Genomic DNA, 16,398 nt, shown 5'->3' on the forward strand with positions numbered 1-16,398 from the left:
TCACAAGTGATACAGATCGAATTGTAATGAAAGCCTACAATTCAAGAAATGAAGTTGGAGACACTGTTCAAGTAACCATCAATCCAAGTGGTCCATCAGCGATTACTGCACAGACTTACAACCTTGGTGATAGTTCAGTAGTCGGCACGTATTCTGGAAATGTGAAATATATTTCCGCAACTGTGAATGACACAGAACTATCTAGAATCCCAGTAGACGGTTCAGGCACATATGAATACTATATTCGCCGTTATGTCACAAGTGACCAGGATACTATCGTAATGAAAGCTTACACTGCAGGTGGAGCTGAGGTGGCTTCTAATAGAGTGACGATCCCACCAACTGCTCCAGCAACGTTAACAACAGATATCTTTACGATTGGAACTTCAAGGGAGGTCACAGGAACATCAACAAATGGTGTGAAATATATTGCGCTTAAAGTTGAAGGTGTCGTTAAATCTAAAATTCCAGTAAATGCAGATGGTTCGTTTACGTATTATGCGAAAGCCTTACTGAAAACACCAGGTATGGAAGTTTCGATGATAGGTTATGACGGGGCGAACAATCAGGTTATTGAAACACCGGTAACGGTTCGATAAAATTTAACGTAATAAAGAAAGAGGCTAGGACATAAATTCTTAGCTGAACATGAAAACCGGGTAGAAAATCGAAAAAAGATTTTCTGCCCGGTTTTTTATTGAATAGACGTGTATGGGGGATATTTTTGCCATAATGGGAAGAGGAGAGAAATCATATAGCCATCTTGTTCTCATATAGCTAAACGAGAAAAATTGGTAACACGTTTTTTCTTCTGCAAACTTGTTTTGGAAAATATTCCTAACAACTATGTATTGAAGAATGCATTTTTGGTTTTTCCTCCGAACGCAATATATCAATTTATACAAAAAATCACCGGTTAATTCTAAAGGGGTGAGCAAAATAAAAAAGGTGATGGGAAGGCATATTAGGTGTGGCTTTCCCATCATCTTTTATTTGTTTTTACGAATTAATATGAGTCCGGATAATGTGGTGATAAGTAGTCCAATTAATTGTATTTTTTGTGGTGATTTGTCACCTGTTTTTGGTAGGGGACTAGTTGAAGGTACGGGGACTGGTTTTTGGCTTGCAGTCGGCGGCGTACTATTTTTTGTTGTTTCTTCAAAAGAAGTGTTTGGAATAATGGTTATTTTTAGTGTTAACGGGGAAGCGTTGTTGCCGTTCGGGTCGGTGCTGCTTACAGTGACTTCATAAGTTCCAACTGTGTTCCAATCTACTTGATTTAAGCCAGTGATTGTTAGTTCAGAGCCATCATCTGTATGTATATTTGCCAGTTCTTCGTATTCTGAGATAGTAAGCGGGGGATGACCTGCAACTATACGAATATCAGTACCGCTAATGATTGGAGCATTGCTATCTACTGCTGGCTTGGTCAGGAAAGTGACAGAATATACGAAATTAGGATATGATTTTTTGTAAGTTATGCTGACTTTGTCTGGGATAGAAGTTGAGGTATCCCAAGTATGATTGCCATTTGTGAAAGAATATGTATCACTTGGATAGGGTATGTTTTCAGTTAATGGTTCTTTGTAAAAATCATAAGCGATTGTTTTGGAAGCTGGAAGAGTGACTTTGTTCTGATTGATTTCTGTATTTGATAAATTTATAGTTTGATAGGTTAGTTTAAGTGAGCATCCTGCATCAAAAATATTTTTTAAAGGTGAGATATCACGAATATGGTTAGAACCTAAATCGAGATAAGTTAAGTGGGAGAAGTTTGTAAGCGTTGTGACATCAATAAGGTCATTTGAGACCGCGAATAATTGTTTAAGGTTTGTTGAATTTTTAATATCACTTAGAGAAGACACTCCATTTTCTGAAAAATCGAGATAAAGTAAGTCTTCCATGTTCCTTAGAGCGGACAAATTTGTTACTTGATTAGCGGCAAAGTTCAAGTCAATTAGATTTGTTAATGTTTTAATAGCCGATAAATCAGTAATTTTGTTAGTATGCATCGACAAATCTGTCAACTGTGTTAAATTTTTAAAAACCGAAATATCTGAAATCTTATTGTCCCCGATAAATAAGATTTCTAAGTCATGCATATTTTGAAGAAAGGAGATATCAACAATTTGATTACCTTCAATATTTAAAGTTTTAAGTTTTGTTAGACCAGCTAGAGCAGAAATATTAGTAACCATATTCTGCCCTAAATCCAAGTACTCTAAATTGGTAAGGTATTGAAGGGCTGAAATATCGGATAGTTCAAAGTTACCTTGAAGATTTAAAGAAGTTAAAGCGTTTAAATGAGCTAATGGTGAAATGTCTGTGATGGAATTGACGCTTATATTTAGATCCACTAAATTATTTAAGTACTCGGCGCCTTGAATGGAACGGATGTTACAAAAGTTAGCATATATATCTGTTATTCGATTGAGCTCTTCTTGTGTCACAATGTCTGTACTTGAACTTGCTCCGGTTTCTTCCATGATAACTTCGCGGAAATGAACGTCTGGGAAGATAGATTCATAGGTGGAGTTTGGCAGCAAGTTTGTTGCATTCAAATCATTAGTAGGTTGAGAATCAAATGTTTGTGGGAGATTCTCGTCTGCTGCAAAAACAATGTATGTTGCACATAAATTTGTTGTTACAATAATGAAAGACGCTAATAAACATTTCAACAATTTTAAACACTATTTATTTACTTTAAATAAGATGGGATAGTTGCGGGGTGCAATTCGCGCATTTTAGTAATATCTACAACAATATTTGCGCCATCTTTAAAAATAATTTGATCTTTGTAAAGTAAATCAAGATGTTTATAAAAGCCACCTTGTGATAGCGTGGAATATTCCATCAGGCGTGTATGGGTATATTCTTTTGGAAGTTTAACGAAATGTGCACTTTCAACATTAGAATCCAACAAGTAGCTAAGGTTGAACATACATTGGACGAGTACATTTTCTTTGCTTCGAATGCTTAATAAAGATTTAAGATAGTAGTGCGACGAGAGACGCTTCATGATGTAATAAATGAAGGGAGCGTTATGCGGAAAAGAAAGTAGATACTCTAAATCTTCTTTTTTTATGGCATAGACTTTTGTTGTTGTCAAAGTCTCAAATATCATTCCTTTAAAATCATCAAAAATTTGACCGAATCCGACAATATCTCCTTCTGTGAAAAAGGAGTATACTTGGTCGCTTTTTGTTTCCATTGTTCTTTTAATATATCCCTCTACGATGCCTGATATAATAATGTAACAAACATCCATTTCATCAAAGGAAACAATTGTTCTCGCTGGAACTTCGAGTTCTTTAATTGCTTCCGGAAGTTCAACTTTGATGGCGCGGACGAATTCATTTGTACTAAAGAGAGTATTCATAATTTCACACCTTTCAATTAGCATAATACCATGTGAAACATAAAAGTGCACCCCACTTTAGTGCTGATTTAACCTATAATTTGTCTATTCTGTGAATTTTCTTTCATTAACTTTGAAAATGTGAACAAATTTCGAAAAAATGCATTTAGATAAGTAGAACTAACAACCGTTGTCAAATACTACTACGAAACGAAAACAATAAGATAGAAGAAAGCGAATGGAAATTTAAAAATAGGACTTCAATATAGGACTAAAAAGGATGGCTGGGAATGCTGTTGTATGGAATTAAATGGATAATCAAACTAGGAGGAGCTAATAGATGGGACTTGGACGATATTCGAAAGCGTTATCATGATATTATTGTATTTTCTGCGGGGGAAATGGTATTCTAAAACAAGAGGTGAAGGAAATGGAAGCATATCAAAATATTGATGAGTACATCGCGCAGTTTTCAGGGGAAACGAAAGAACGTCTTGAAAAGATTCGTGCTCTAGTTCATGAGATGGCGCCAGAAGCAACTGAGAAAATTAGTTACGGCATTCCAACATTTTATTTAAATGGTAATTTAGTTCATTTTGCCGGGTACAAAACGCATATTGGCTTTTATCCAGGGGCAAAAGGGGTAGCGACATTTTTAGCTGATGTAGAAGGAAAGTACAAATATTCAAAAGGGACTATTCAATTTCCGCTAAAAGAAGATTTACCTGTAGAATTAATTGAAAAAATTGTCAAATTCCGAACAGAAGAAAATCGCGCAAAATAAGGTTTTAACGAAAGTGAGTACAGGTATAGAAGAGTATAGTCCAAGTTTGAAATTGGAGGAATTAACATGACAAATTATAAACGTATTTTAGTTGCGGTAGATGGTTCAGACCAGTCAGAGGCGGCGTTTTATGAAGCAGTTAATCTAGCCAAAGCATTTGGTTCATCGCTTTCGCTCGCAAGTGTCATTGATGTTCGATCATTCCCAACATTTACAGCAGAAGGCAGGACATGGGAAGCTGAGTTAAGAGCTGATGTGGAAGAAATTCTTGCTAAGTATGTGCAAATCGCAAAAGAAAAAGGTGTAGAATCAGTCGGGACTTTTTTGGAAGTCGGTAACCCGAAAAAACTTTTAACAGAAGAAATTCCTGATTTATATGGTGCAGATTTAATTGTTTGCGGGGCGACGGGACTTAGTCGTTTGGAAAAAGTTTTAATGGGAAGCATTTCATCTTATATTGTGAAACACGCAAAATGCAATGTTTTAATTGCTAGATAATATAAAAAAGAAGGAGATCAGGGCTGATTTCCTTCTTTTTTGTATTTTTTTCATAGAAATTAGAGCATTTTCTTGGAAACCATGCTAAACTATAAAAAGGCGATGAAAAAAGAGGAGGGCGTTATGAACAGACAAGCTGAGTTTATTTTAACCATCATTGGCGCAGCATTTAGTATAGTGACAACTATTTTTATCGTAATCTATGCATTGTTTATGGGAATGGGTATTGCGGCAAGCTTAGAATTCGCGAGTGGAAATACTACAGCATGGTTTTTAGGAATATTTGTTGTCATTTTTGGCATGATTATTCTAATTTCAATTGCATCGGCAGTTTTTGGTTTTATTGCTGCATTTAAAATAAAGGAAGATGTTCCGAAAGTGCAAACGTATGCGATTATGTTAATTGTTCTAGGGGGCTTGCAAATTTCAAGCATTCAAGGGATTTTATTTTTAGTAGCTGGTATTTTAACAGTGACGAAAAAAACGCCGAAAGTCCCTTCTATTGAAAACGAGAGTGAGGAATAGACAGAATGGGTATGATGTTTTTATTTACGATTGGTTTATTATTTTTAGCGTTAGTGTCGCTTGCAGCACGCGCGATTGTAGCGGTCTGGATTTATAAAGATGCAGAAAGACGTGGGATGAATTCATTGCTTTGGTGTTTACTTATCGTATTCACAAGTGTGATTATCGTCTTGCTGGTTTATTTGTTTGTGAAGAAACCTAGCTTTGAACCCAAAAAAGGGTTGGGGCTTTTGATTACGGGTTGTGTTATGACAGGTATAAGCTTCGTTTTGAGCATTTTTGTTATCATTGGCTTTTTCGGTATGTTTGGGATGATGATGGATGGATTTGACGATGGTTATAACTACGATTACGACATGCATGACAATATGTTTGATGATTACGATTATGATTATGACGACGAGTATGATTTTTAAAACAGATGCTGCATCAAAGAACCCCTGCAAATAGTAGGGGTTTTTGTTTTTACTGAAACAGGGTAGGTAGAGAAAAAAGCGTTGTTAGGAGAAATTGTTATGGACACGGTTATTTTGATTACGATATTAATTGTCCTTGTGGGACTTACTTTCGATTTTATTAATGGATTTCATGATATTGCAAACGCTGTTGCGACGTGTATTTCAACGCGAGCTTTGAAGCCGCGCGTCGCGATTTCAATGGCCGCTGTGATGAATTTTTTAGGGGCAATTTCTTTTACAGGTGTGGCAGAAAGTTTGACGAAAAGTATTGTGGATCCTTTCGCATTGCAGCACGGGGAATTTGTTGTTTTGTGCGGGTTAATTGCGGCCGTCATTTGGAATTTGCTTACTTGGCTAATTGGTATGCCGAGCAGTTCCTCTCACGCACTAATTGGGGCGATTGCGGGCGCTTCAGTTGCATCGGCAGGATTTAGCGTTATTAATTTTGGCGGTTTTACGACAATTATTATTGCGCTCATCATTTCGCCAATTATTGGTTTTTCGGTCGGCTATTTGATTTATTCGGCGTTTAAATGGATTTTCAGAAACCGGAAGCGCGCGAAAACAAATCAGCGTTTTAAAGTCGCGCAAATTTTTACAGCGGCCATTCAGGCGTATGCCCACGGGACAAATGATGCGCAAAAAACGATGGGAGTCATTACACTTGCTCTTATTGCAGGAGGGCTCCTAAAAGAAACGGCGGGCGTTCCGTTTTGGGTTCAACTGTCCTGTGCGCTAGCGATGGCGATTGGCTCGTCAGTTGGTGGTTTTCGGATTATCAAAACCGTCGGCACGAAAATCATGCGTATTGAGCCTGTGACAGGCGTGGCAGCCGATATAAGCTCGCTTTCCGTTATCATGACAGCAACGCTCACGCACCTTCCCGTTAGCACGACGCAAGTTATCGATAGCTCGATTATGGGCGTCGGCACCGCGAATCACAAGAAAGAAGTGAACTGGCGGACGGGCAAAAACATGCTTGTTACATGGGTGATTACGCTTCCTATTGCAGGGGTACTCGCAGCGCTCGTTTACTGGGTGGCGGCTTTTCTTTTCTTATAAAAGGGAGTGTCTGCCATATTTTTGATGGACTTAAAGGAGATTCTATGCAGAAAAAAGACAAAATTGTTTTTTCATTAGTGATTATTTTAGGCTTGCTTTCCGCGTTTGGCCCGCTGTCGCTCGACATGTACTTGCCAGCGCTACCAGACATTGCAAACGACATGGGGATTGCAGCATCTATGGCACAGCTTAGCTTGACGGCCTGCATGATTGGACTTGCAACCGGCCAGCTCGTCATCGGCGCGCTTAGTGATGCTGTCGGTCGCCGAAAACCACTTCTCATTGGCGTATTTACATACTTTATCATTTCCTTTCTTTGTATTTTTACAGGCAATATCATTTTATTTATCCTACTCCGTTTTATCCAAGGATTTGCTGGTGGGGCTGGAAGTGTGCTGTCCCGGGCAATTGCGCGCGACTATTACGAAGGGAAAAATTTAACGCGGTTTTTCAGCTTTTTAATGTTAATTAATGGGCTTGGCCCGATTTTAGCGCCGATAATTGGGAGCGGCATGCTGCTTGTGACAGACTGGCATGGGATTTTTATATTATTAACTGCAATCGGACTTGTCCTTTTCGCGTTATCGTTTTTCATGATTAAGGAATCGCTACCGCAAGCAGAACGCGAACAGGGCGGGCTAAAAGGAACGTTAGTGACGTTTGGCAAATTAATTCGCAGCGCTGATTTCATGCAGTTTGCCTTACCACAAGGCCTTTTAACGGGCATGATGTTTGCCTATATTGCGGCCTCGCCATTCGTTTTACAAAGCATTTATGGTTTATCGCCGCAAATGTTCAGCTTATGCTTCGCTTTAAACGGATTAGGTCTTGTTATCGCTTCCCAATTAGCGGGAATGTTCAGCATGCGGTATACTGAAGTTAGCGTTTACAAATTCGGCATCACACTCGCTGTTTTGGCTAGTCTAGCCTTGCTATTTTTACTCGCTTTTTTAGCCCCCGTAATGGTTGTTATTGTCGTGTTGTTCCTTGCAATCTCAAGCGTTGGGATTATTAACACGGTCGGAACCTCGCTCGCAATGCAAAGCCAAACAAAAAATGCAGGGAGTGCATCCGCGCTAATCGGTCTAATGGGTTTCCTTTTCGGCGGGATTGTTTCACCACTTGTAGGGCTTGGTAGTGGGAAAACAGGCCTTCCAATGGGACTTGTTATGCTAGGTTGCGCGCTCGCAGCCGTCTTCGTTTTCCTATTTTATCAGAAGGGACGAATCAAACATGAAAATTGAACACGTTGCAATTTGGGTGAAAGATTTAGAAGTTATGCGCCAATTTTATGAAAAATACTTCGAGGCCACTTCATCTGAAAAATACGTCAATGAAACGAAAGGCTTCGCATCTTATTTTCTGACAATGGCGTCTGATTGCCGAATCGAACTGATGACCCGTCGCGATATTGTTTCAGAAAAAGAAGGGGAACAATTTGGCTACGCACATCTAGCCATCTCACTAGGCAGCAAGGAAAAGGTCGATCAATTTACCGAGATTTTTCAAAACGACGGATTTAAAATTGCAGGCCTGGCCCGAACAACAGGAGATGGTTACTATGAAAGTGTGATTTTGGATCCAGAAGGAAATACGATTGAATTAACGATATAAATTTCGAGGTGAAGAAAATGGAAATTAAAACAAATCCAATTGTTGTTGAAAAGTATAATTTTGAAACGAACGTGACAGAACAGACTAGCGGAGAAAACCAAATTAATGTGCAGCTAAATGAAGTTGAACCAGTTGGCGATGATAAATCGATTTTAGAAGCAGGTAAGATGTTTAAAATTGATGTGCCCTTTATATTAACACTCGACCGCTTCAAAATTGATGGACATATTAGCCGGATTATTCAAATTGTCGACTTTTTTGGTGCGGCAGAAGAGCTTGAAAAGCATTTAATGGCGGAACTTTCTGCGCCTTTAGTTGACTATATTAAACGCTTAACGTATGAAGTGACTGAAATCGCCTTTGATGAACCAGGCTTCCAACTTAAATTTGAATCGAACTGAGCCCGAGCAGGGGTTCAGTTTTTTTAGGAATTGGACTTGAATGTTAAACGTATTTTCGCTATGATGAAGGAAAGACAAGAACGGAGGGATAGTATGACAGAGAACGAAGAGCAAAAATTGTTTGATAAAGAAAAAGTCAAAGAAATTTCTGAAAAAGTCGGAGGAGCAGCAACAGATGCTGCTGGAAAAGCTGGCGAAGTTCTTGGAGATGCTGCCAAAATCGCAGTTTACGGGTCGCTTGAAGCGGCAAAAGTAATCGGTAAAACAAGTGGTTCCTTTCTAAAAGGCGTGAAACGTGGTTTTCAGAAAGATAAAGAATAAACAAGTCATTATGAGGTTTGGGAAATCCTAAACCTCATCGATTTTATTTAGGGAGTTTTTTGTGTGATAGCTTATTTTTCAAGTTTAAATCCTGTCTTATTAGCTCTTTTAGCAGGTTTATTTACATGGGGGTGTACGGCGCTCGGAGCCGCACTCGTTTTTTTCTTTAAAGATCTTAATCAAAAAATGACAAATGTTATGCTCGGTTTTGCTGCTGGTGTCATGCTTGCTGCAAGTTTTTGGTCACTTTTAAGCCCTGCGATTGAACAAAGTGCGGATATGGGACGGTTTTCATTTGTTCCAGCACTTGTCGGTTTTGTTTTAGGTGGCGTATTTTTAAGATTAGTTGACCGCATCATTCCGCATCTCCATCTAGGCTTTCCAGAAACGAGTAAAGAGGGTCCGAAAACAAAACTGCGTAAAAGCATTTTGCTCGTTTTATCGATAACGATACACAATATTCCAGAAGGAGCGGCAGTGGGAGTCGCTTTTGGAGCCGTTTTAGTCGGTGACACAGAAACTTTTGTTACGGCTGTTGTATTAGCTTTAGGAATAGGAATTCAAAATTTCCCAGAAGGAGCAGCTGTGTCTATTCCACTGCGCGGTGAAGGTTTAAGTCGCGCTAAAAGTTTCTGGTATGGACAACTTTCTGCTGTAGTGGAACCAATTTTCGCTGTTATCGGCGCATTGTTAGTCGTTTTTGTGACGCCAATTTTGCCATACGCGTTAGCTTTCGCTGCTGGAGCAATGATTTTTGTTGTGATTGAAGAATTAATTCCAGAGTCGCAAGTGGAAGGTTCAACGGATTTAGCCACTGCAGCAACAATGGCTGGCTTTGCGGTGATGATGGTTTTAGACGTTGCACTCGGATAAAAAAGTTTAAATTAATACTTTTAAAGAAAAATATGGTATACTTAATGATAGTGAACTTGTTCACAAACTATATAGATAGTTTTTTTGGAAACTTTGCTTTCCAATAACTATAAAAACACGAAAAAGCTCCCACTTTTCGTGTTTTTTTATTTGTGTGGCAAAACTGCCTTTAGCTCCTCTAAAATGGCCAATTGGAAACGATAATCTTCTTCAGTGCCGTGCAAGTTTGTCGAAAGTGACAGTTCACCGCGAAAAGTTGTAACCGCAACTTGGAAATAAGGCGCAAATTTGAGTGAACCCGAAATAAAAACGTCAGAAACCGTGATACCCCCAAAATCAAGCAATTTATCATCTATAATTCCCATATTGGTTAAACTCGTTTGTGGAATATTGTACCGCTTTTGCACTTGTTTTTTAAACACACGGTAGGGGAGAAACTTATAAATAAGTTCGAGTAGGTAAAATTTATGGAGTGGTTGCAAATCGCTTTTTTTCGCTTTGAAAATTTCTTTTTTCTTGAGTAAAGTAGTTTCCAAGCTTTCAAAATCGCTACCGCGAAATGAAAAAGTTAAATTGGCCGTTAAATTTGTGATGTCAGGCGTTTTTTTGGTAAACTTTCGCAAATCAATTGGGCAGTCGATGTCAAGTTCTGCGGTGTGCAACTTGTTGTGCAAGGCGATGCTAAACGCGGTGACTAGACAGTCGTTTATTGTCACCCCGTGGTTTTTGGCGTAGGCTTTTAACCGAGAAAATGATTCGTTTGAAACTTTAACGCGTAAAATATATGGGTGCGAATCGTCACCTTTTAGCGGGTAATTTGGATTTTTTGAAGGGCTTGGAGTGATTTTATCTGTTAAAAAATGCCATTTTTGAGCAAGCGAGAAGTTTTGAAAAACTTGATTCAAACTTCTGGACGGGGCTTCTTTTTTTATGGTGAAATCTGGATTTTGAACTAGTTTTGTGTAAAATTCGGCGAGTAAATATAAAAGCTGTTTAAAGCCGGCGCCGTCAGCGAGCATATGATTTAAAATGACGACAAGATTATCTTTTTGTGAAGTACGAATGACCGTCACCCGAATTTGTGGGCCCGTTAAAATATTTAATTTTTTAGTTAGCGCCTGTTGAATGACAGGGTTAGAGTCTTCTGTTTCGATAAGCGAAATGAAATTTTGGGCAGAAAAATCAGCTTCTACCCACTTGGCGCTAGTTTTAGTCTGTTGAAACTTACAAAATAAATGTGGCAATTTATTCCCCAATAAGCGGATTGTTTTTTCAAGAAGCATCAAATCTAGGTGCCCCTCCACTTCTAAATAAGCATGTAAATGATGATCATTTTTATGGTTTTCGCTTGAAATAAGATGTTTAATATCGGAACTTTCCGCTTTGTAATGTGGCATAAATGATTCCCCCTTGTTTGCCAATTTTCCCATTATAGCAAGGCTTTAAACGTTTTTTATAAAATTACTTTGACGCATAGAGTAATTCATGTTAAACTAAGTTTATCAAATTAACTCTATGTGATAGAGTAATGCGTGGTAGAGTAATTTTGGAGGTGTTCAAAATACGAAGCGACATTTTGCGTGGCCACGTGGATTCGATTATTTTACGTATATTAATGGATGGTGATTCTTACGGTTATGAAATCTCAAAAGAAATTAGTGACCGAACGCGTGAGAAATTTCAAATTAAAGAAGCCACTTTATACGCAGTTTTTCAAAGGCTGGAGAAAAAGGGGTTCATCAAAAGTTATTATGGCGATCGAAGTCACGGCGGAAAAAGAAAGTATTACACAATTACAGCTCGTGGAAAAATGTATTTAGACGAAATGATAGTGGAATGGAAAGAAATCAAGGAAATTATGGCAGTATTTTTGGAGGAGAGTGCAAATTGAGAAGAATTTATGAGTTTGTAGACAAGATTTTTGATGACGTACCGAACAGCGACCGAGCTTTACAAGTAAAAGAAGAGATTTTACTAGACATGGAAGAAAAAGTATATGATTTAATGGAGCAAGGAAAATCGCAAGAAGATGCCATCAACAAAGTATTAGTGGACTTTGGCGATATTGATGAAATCAAAGCAGAACTTAAGATCGGCGGCAGTAAAAAGCTAGCTTATGCAAGACTGAACTTAGATTTCGCCATTTGGGGAAGCATTTTATTCATCGCATTATTTATCTTTATTAACGTTTACTATACGCCAAACACAATTTGGTTTGTATACCCGACATTTGGCATTTTATGGTGGCCGCTATCGATGTTTTATTACTGGCACCGTAAGAAGGAGGAATTAAAATAATGGACAAAAGCACAAGAGGCTTCTTATTTATAAGTTGCTGCTTTATCATCGGTTTTCTGATTTTACTAAATTTTCTAGTATTTCCGGGAGAAAACTGGTCAATTTATACAGCCGTTTTACTACTTTCACCAGCATATTTCTTTTTAGCAGACGGAAGCAAGCATTTGAGAAGCTATTCGCTCGTCACGAGTGTACTCATCATTGCCGTTTTAGCACTAACAAACTACTTTGAATCACCCGAATATGCTTGGATTTTATTCGCGATTCCTGCGATTCTCGCGTGGCCAATCATTATTTTTGGAGGAAAATATAGCGCCAAATTTGGTTACTCCTTCCTAATGAGTACGCTACTCGTCTTATGTTACATTGGCTTAAACATTTATTTCGAGCCGCGGTTCCCGTTTAGCATCTTCACCACTTTCGCGATTTACTGGTGGCCGCTATCTGTCGCACTCGCAAGATTCCCGCGTGCCTTTTCAGTTATTGGAACGATTTGGCTAACATTATTTTTTATCGTAACCAATTTTGTGACAACCGATGTGATTTGGTGTGTCTATCCTGTTTTCGCCGTATTATTTTGGCCACTATCGATGTTTTTCGCGCGCCACATCTTTACCTATTCCATTTTATGCACGATGTTAGTTAGCGCGTTCTTCATTGTTGTAAATTGGCTAACTACGCCAGAAGTAATTTGGGCTATTTATCCCATTTTTGCAGTCATCTGGTGGCCGCTATCGATATACTTCTTTGTATATCGGCGCCGAAATGTGAAACAGAAATTTTCATAAGCTACCTAAGAACCGTCCCTTTGGATGGTTTTTATTTTGAAATATCGTGATAAATGAAAAAAACGTTTTTTTTCATTTTCTTCTAATCTTTGAGTGATATACTCAAACGGTAACTATCATGAGAAAGTGAGAAAATTATGTTTAAAAATAAAAAAATTTGGATTGGGATTAGTTTTTTATGTGCGCTCTTTATTATGGCTATTTTATTTAAATCATCATCTGAAACTTACGAACAACAAACGCTTATTCCTTTGTTAGATCAGATTCTAGCAAGGCGACCGTTTGAAAATATTTTATCGCATATTTCATTTACATATGCGGGATCAGAAGTAAGTATTGCTGTAAAAGGCTACAGTGGATTCATTGAGTTTTTCCTTCGAAAAGGGGCTCACTTCTTTACTTATTTTATTATGGGAGGGGCTTTATTTCTCGGCGTGCGCGGCGTGACAAAGCAAAACAAATGGGCTTTTCCAGCTGGTCTCATTATTCCGCTCATTTTTGCCTCAACTGATGAGTACCATCAATATTTAACAGGCGGGCGAACACCGCTTTTGCAAGATGTAATGCTTGATTTTGTAGGGGCAACAATTGGAGTTGTGACCACCTTTTTTGTATCAAAACAATTGGAACATAAACGAAATTTAAAGAAAGAGGCCAACTAAGTTGACCTCACAAACTCTAAATTTAAGTAAAACAAAACGCAATCACACCATACCTGGACTGAGGACAAATGGTAAGATTTTAGGCAAAGCCGAGTACCGCACCGGAGCGTATTTGTATACGTGAGGAGTGGAACGCAGGTTTTAACGACGAAGATTGCCGTTTGTCCTCAGTCAAGAGGCCAACTAAGTTGGCCTCTTTTTTAATACATAGATTCGATGACAGGTTTTAATTTATCGATGACCAAACTGCTGCCACCACGACCTTTAACATCTTCTATCATGCCCAGGATTAAATAGTTGGGATTTTCTGCGTCGAAGGCATATAAAAAGCCGTTTTCAAGGCCATCTTCGCCTTGTTTTTGTTTTAATTCGGCTGTGCCCGTTTTAGCAGCAATTTTATGACTGGAATTTAATTTGTGGGCGGTGCCATTTGGATCCGATACTGTTTTAATAAGCGCATCTTTTACAAGATTTGCCGATTCTGCTTTGATGGCTTGTTTAGATTCAGCTTGTTTTGCATCGCTGGCTAATTTTGGATAGACCATTTTACCGCCATTCGCAATGGCCGTGTAGGCGACCGCTTGTTGAACAGGACTCATGAGCAATTCGCCTTGCCCGTATGAGGTGTCGGCTAATAAAATGTCGGAGTTTAATCCATCATTTGAAATTTGTGCGGGCTCCATTGAAAACGGTAAATCAAATTCTTGGTCAAAATCAAACTTTTTGAGACCAGTCGTCAAGCGATCCTTACCAATTTCAAGGCCTTCTTGCGCAAAATAAATGTTGTCCGAATAGACGAGGGCGTCTGTCATGTTGACCGATGGCTTTTCATGAACGCGTGTCACAAAATAATTGCCCCATGAAGCGTCTTTTTGCCACTTAAGGCCATCAATTTGGCGTGTTTTATCTGGTGTTGTGACACCTAAGTCTAAGCCGATTCCCGCCGTAATCGTTTTAAACGTAGAACCGGGAGCGTAACGTGTCGCATAGCGCGCTAAAAACGGCGTGCGCTTGTCTTCGCTATATTTTTTGTAGTCGCTAGCGGAAATTCCAGCTGCCATTTTGTTTGCATCATATGAAGGTGTGCTAACGAGCGCTAATAAATCGCCACTTTGAGGGTTAATCATCGTGACCGCGCCAGCTTCATTTCCAAGGCTATCAAACGCTTTTTTCTGAATATCAGCGTCGATTGTTAGGTGAACGGGTTCACCGTCTTTACGTGCTACTTTTTGCAGTGTAGATTCTTGTTTGGTGCGGTCGTTAATAATTTTAATTTCGCCACCGTTTTTACCGCGGAGCTTTTTATCATAATAGCGTTCAAGACCCGTTTTTCCAATGATATCGCCAACATTTAACTGCGGATTTTTCTCAATATCTTCGGCGCTCACTTCACCGACGTAACCAATTAGATGGGCAGTCGCTTGGTTTAGCGGATAAGTTCGGAGCTCTTTTTGGGCGTAGGCAAGGCCGGTTGATTCGGGTAAGTTGCCACTCAAAATGGTCTTGATGGGAACGAAACTATCAGCTTTAACCCATTTTTGTTCCAAAGCGTGGTTAATCTCTTCTGCTGGAACGTCAAGTTTTTGGCTAATGGCCATGATATTTTGCGTTTTTTCATCGCCTTCCCCAAGCTTTTCAGGGACCACACCTGCTTCATTGAAGTTGCCGATCGTCGCCAGTTTTTTCTGATTTCGGTCGAGAATATCGCCGCGTTTCGCTTCATCTGTCACGAGTCTAACTTTGTCATCTTTCACCATTCCAGGAAAAACAAGAGCGGGCACCCAGTCCACTTTCCATTCCTCATCTTCCTTAGAAATAGTCGATTTATAACTTTGGGTTTTGAGTTTTCCGAGGCTTGTTTGCATGTTTAAATCATAGGTCAAGTCATAAGTACGACTGTTCTCGCCTGGTGTAACTTGCAAGTTGTCCACTTGAACATCTTTGACCCCAAGACCACCAAAAATCGTGGTGTACTTTGTTTCCAAATCTTTTTTTGTGAAGTCTACGGCTTTTAATGATTTGGAAGTTACATATGTATCAAGCTTCGCATAGTTTTCCCGCGCAATTTGATTGGTGAACGCCACTGCCGCGTCTTTCGCTTTTTTATCCGCTGATTTATTTAACACGATAAAAAATGTGATTCCTCCGGCAATAAGTAACACGGCAAGAGCCGAAATGCCAATTATCCACCATTTCTTTCTACTAGTATTCATTTTTTTATCACCTCTATGAAAATTATTTTACATTTTATTCTTGCTCATGTCATACTTTTTTCTTATTTTATTGATAAATTGGAAGAATAAGAAAGGATGATGACTTTATGGAAGAACAAAATCAGATTACGTACTCTACAAAAACGCCGCAAAACAAATGGAAGATAGCGACGATTATTATTAGTGTATGTTCCATTATTGTAATTGCAATTTTAAGTTATATGCTCGTAACAACAAATACAGGAAATGATATGAACGGAACAATGCAACAACAAAATGGTGGTCCAGGCAACTTTGGTCAACAAAATGGAACGAGCCAAGAAGGCATGACACCGCCTGATGCGAATTCTGGTGCGACGCAAGACGGAGGAAGTTCAGACTCAGGAAATTCGAGTGATAGTAGCGATTCGTCCACATTTTAATATAGCAGAATTGTGCATGAAAAAAGTAGTATTTTCCTAATCTTTAACAATTCTTATATGTTTTCAGTCTCTTTTTTTGATAATTTATTGTAAGATAAGGGTATCAAAGGATACTTGGAGT

General features: G+C 38.8%; 20 protein-coding genes. 16 read left to right on the forward strand and 4 right to left on the reverse strand.

The window, feature by feature from the left end; translation table 11 throughout:
- Positions 1-599 (forward strand): immunoglobulin-like domain-containing protein (locus CFS60_RS07695; RefSeq protein WP_369823188.1); only part of this gene is annotated, 599 nt, incomplete at its 5' end.
- A 390-nt stretch (positions 600-989) separates the two neighbouring features.
- Here the strand turns inward: CFS60_RS07695 and CFS60_RS07700 are convergent.
- Both CFS60_RS07700 and CFS60_RS07705 read right to left on the reverse strand, forming a co-directional pair.
- Positions 990-2,678: a leucine-rich repeat domain-containing protein gene (locus CFS60_RS07700; RefSeq protein WP_159458298.1), complete on the reverse strand. Its 1,689-nt coding sequence runs from the start codon at positions 2,676-2,678 to the stop codon at positions 990-992.
- 20 nt (positions 2,679-2,698) lie between these two features.
- Positions 2,699-3,379 (reverse strand): Crp/Fnr family transcriptional regulator, encoded by a 681-nt coding sequence (locus CFS60_RS07705; protein ID WP_088810187.1) that lies wholly within the window; start codon positions 3,377-3,379, stop codon positions 2,699-2,701.
- A gap of 409 nt (positions 3,380-3,788) precedes the next feature.
- On the opposite strand from CFS60_RS07705, the gene CFS60_RS07710 reads away from it, so the two are divergent.
- From CFS60_RS07710 to CFS60_RS07755, 10 genes are all read left to right on the forward strand, one after another.
- Positions 3,789-4,142, forward strand: coding sequence for an iron chaperone (locus CFS60_RS07710; RefSeq protein WP_088810188.1), 354 nt, complete (start codon positions 3,789-3,791; stop codon positions 4,140-4,142).
- A 66-nt stretch (positions 4,143-4,208) separates the two neighbouring features.
- Positions 4,209-4,640 (forward strand): universal stress protein, encoded by a 432-nt coding sequence (locus CFS60_RS07715; protein WP_088839047.1) that lies wholly within the window; start codon positions 4,209-4,211, stop codon positions 4,638-4,640.
- A 123-nt stretch (positions 4,641-4,763) separates the two neighbouring features.
- The gene (locus CFS60_RS07720; protein ID WP_088810384.1) at positions 4,764-5,165 is read left to right on the forward strand and encodes a DUF4064 domain-containing protein; all 402 of its coding nucleotides are present in this window, start codon (positions 4,764-4,766) and stop codon (positions 5,163-5,165) included.
- Between the two features lie 5 nt (positions 5,166-5,170).
- Positions 5,171-5,581 carry a peptidase gene (locus CFS60_RS07725; protein ID WP_088810190.1) on the forward strand — a complete coding sequence of 137 codons (411 nt, stop codon included), beginning with the start codon at positions 5,171-5,173 and terminating at the stop codon, positions 5,579-5,581.
- Positions 5,582-5,680: 99 nt separating this feature from the next.
- Positions 5,681-6,685 (forward strand): inorganic phosphate transporter, encoded by a 1,005-nt coding sequence (locus tag CFS60_RS07730; protein ID WP_088839048.1) that lies wholly within the window; start codon positions 5,681-5,683, stop codon positions 6,683-6,685.
- Positions 6,686-6,729: 44 nt separating this feature from the next.
- Positions 6,730-7,929: a multidrug effflux MFS transporter gene (locus CFS60_RS07735; RefSeq protein ID WP_088815717.1), complete on the forward strand. Its 1,200-nt coding sequence runs from the start codon at positions 6,730-6,732 to the stop codon at positions 7,927-7,929.
- A complete protein-coding gene (locus tag CFS60_RS07740) occupies positions 7,919-8,299 on the forward strand; it encodes a VOC family protein (RefSeq protein WP_088815716.1) in 381 nt (126 codons plus the stop codon). Before CFS60_RS07735 ends, CFS60_RS07740 begins: the two co-directional genes overlap by 11 nt.
- 17 nt (positions 8,300-8,316) lie before the next feature.
- Entirely contained in the window at positions 8,317-8,700 is a 384-nt protein-coding gene (locus CFS60_RS07745; RefSeq protein WP_088810194.1) for a DUF1149 family protein, read from the forward strand.
- A 93-nt stretch (positions 8,701-8,793) separates the two neighbouring features.
- Positions 8,794-9,021, forward strand: coding sequence for a hypothetical protein (locus CFS60_RS07750; protein ID WP_088810195.1), 228 nt, complete (start codon positions 8,794-8,796; stop codon positions 9,019-9,021).
- 63 nt (positions 9,022-9,084) lie between these two features.
- Complete coding sequence (locus tag CFS60_RS07755) at positions 9,085-9,894, forward strand: ZIP family metal transporter (protein ID WP_088810196.1); 810 nt, start codon at positions 9,085-9,087, stop codon at positions 9,892-9,894.
- Between the two features lie 146 nt (positions 9,895-10,040).
- Here the strand turns inward: CFS60_RS07755 and CFS60_RS07760 are convergent, their stop codons facing one another.
- Positions 10,041-11,291: a condensation domain-containing protein gene (locus tag CFS60_RS07760; RefSeq protein ID WP_088839049.1), complete on the reverse strand. Its 1,251-nt coding sequence runs from the start codon at positions 11,289-11,291 to the stop codon at positions 10,041-10,043.
- A gap of 131 nt (positions 11,292-11,422) precedes the next feature.
- Here CFS60_RS07760 and CFS60_RS07765 point away from each other — a divergent pair, with 131 nt between their 5' ends.
- The 4 genes from CFS60_RS07765 (at position 11,423) to CFS60_RS07780 (ending at position 13,642) form a co-directional block, all read left to right on the forward strand.
- Positions 11,423-11,785 carry a PadR family transcriptional regulator gene (locus CFS60_RS07765; RefSeq protein WP_088810198.1) on the forward strand — a complete coding sequence of 121 codons (363 nt, stop codon included), beginning with the start codon at positions 11,423-11,425 and terminating at the stop codon, positions 11,783-11,785.
- Positions 11,782-12,192 carry a permease prefix domain 1-containing protein gene (locus tag CFS60_RS07770; RefSeq protein ID WP_088810199.1) on the forward strand — a complete coding sequence of 137 codons (411 nt, stop codon included), beginning with the start codon at positions 11,782-11,784 and terminating at the stop codon, positions 12,190-12,192. The genes CFS60_RS07765 and CFS60_RS07770 overlap by 4 nt, the downstream gene beginning before the upstream one ends.
- Entirely contained in the window at positions 12,192-12,980 is a 789-nt protein-coding gene (locus tag CFS60_RS07775) for a hypothetical protein (RefSeq protein ID WP_088839050.1), read from the forward strand. Before CFS60_RS07770 ends, CFS60_RS07775 begins: the two co-directional genes overlap by 1 nt.
- Positions 12,981-13,117: 137 nt before the next feature.
- Entirely contained in the window at positions 13,118-13,642 is a 525-nt protein-coding gene (locus CFS60_RS07780; RefSeq protein ID WP_088839051.1) for a VanZ family protein, read from the forward strand.
- 200 nt (positions 13,643-13,842) lie between these two features.
- On the opposite strand, the gene CFS60_RS07785 is transcribed toward CFS60_RS07780, so the two are convergent.
- Positions 13,843-15,855, reverse strand: coding sequence for a penicillin-binding transpeptidase domain-containing protein (locus tag CFS60_RS07785; protein WP_088839052.1), 2,013 nt, complete (start codon positions 15,853-15,855; stop codon positions 13,843-13,845).
- Positions 15,856-15,962: 107 nt separating this feature from the next.
- On the opposite strand from CFS60_RS07785, the gene CFS60_RS07790 reads away from it, so the two are divergent.
- Entirely contained in the window at positions 15,963-16,277 is a 315-nt protein-coding gene (locus CFS60_RS07790) for a hypothetical protein (RefSeq protein WP_088810203.1), read from the forward strand.
- Positions 16,278-16,398: the final 121 nt, after the last annotated feature.

Origin of the sequence: Listeria sp. ILCC792 (assembly GCF_900186135.1) — a bacterium.
Taxonomy (GTDB): domain Bacteria; phylum Bacillota; class Bacilli; order Lactobacillales; family Listeriaceae; genus Listeria; species Listeria goaensis.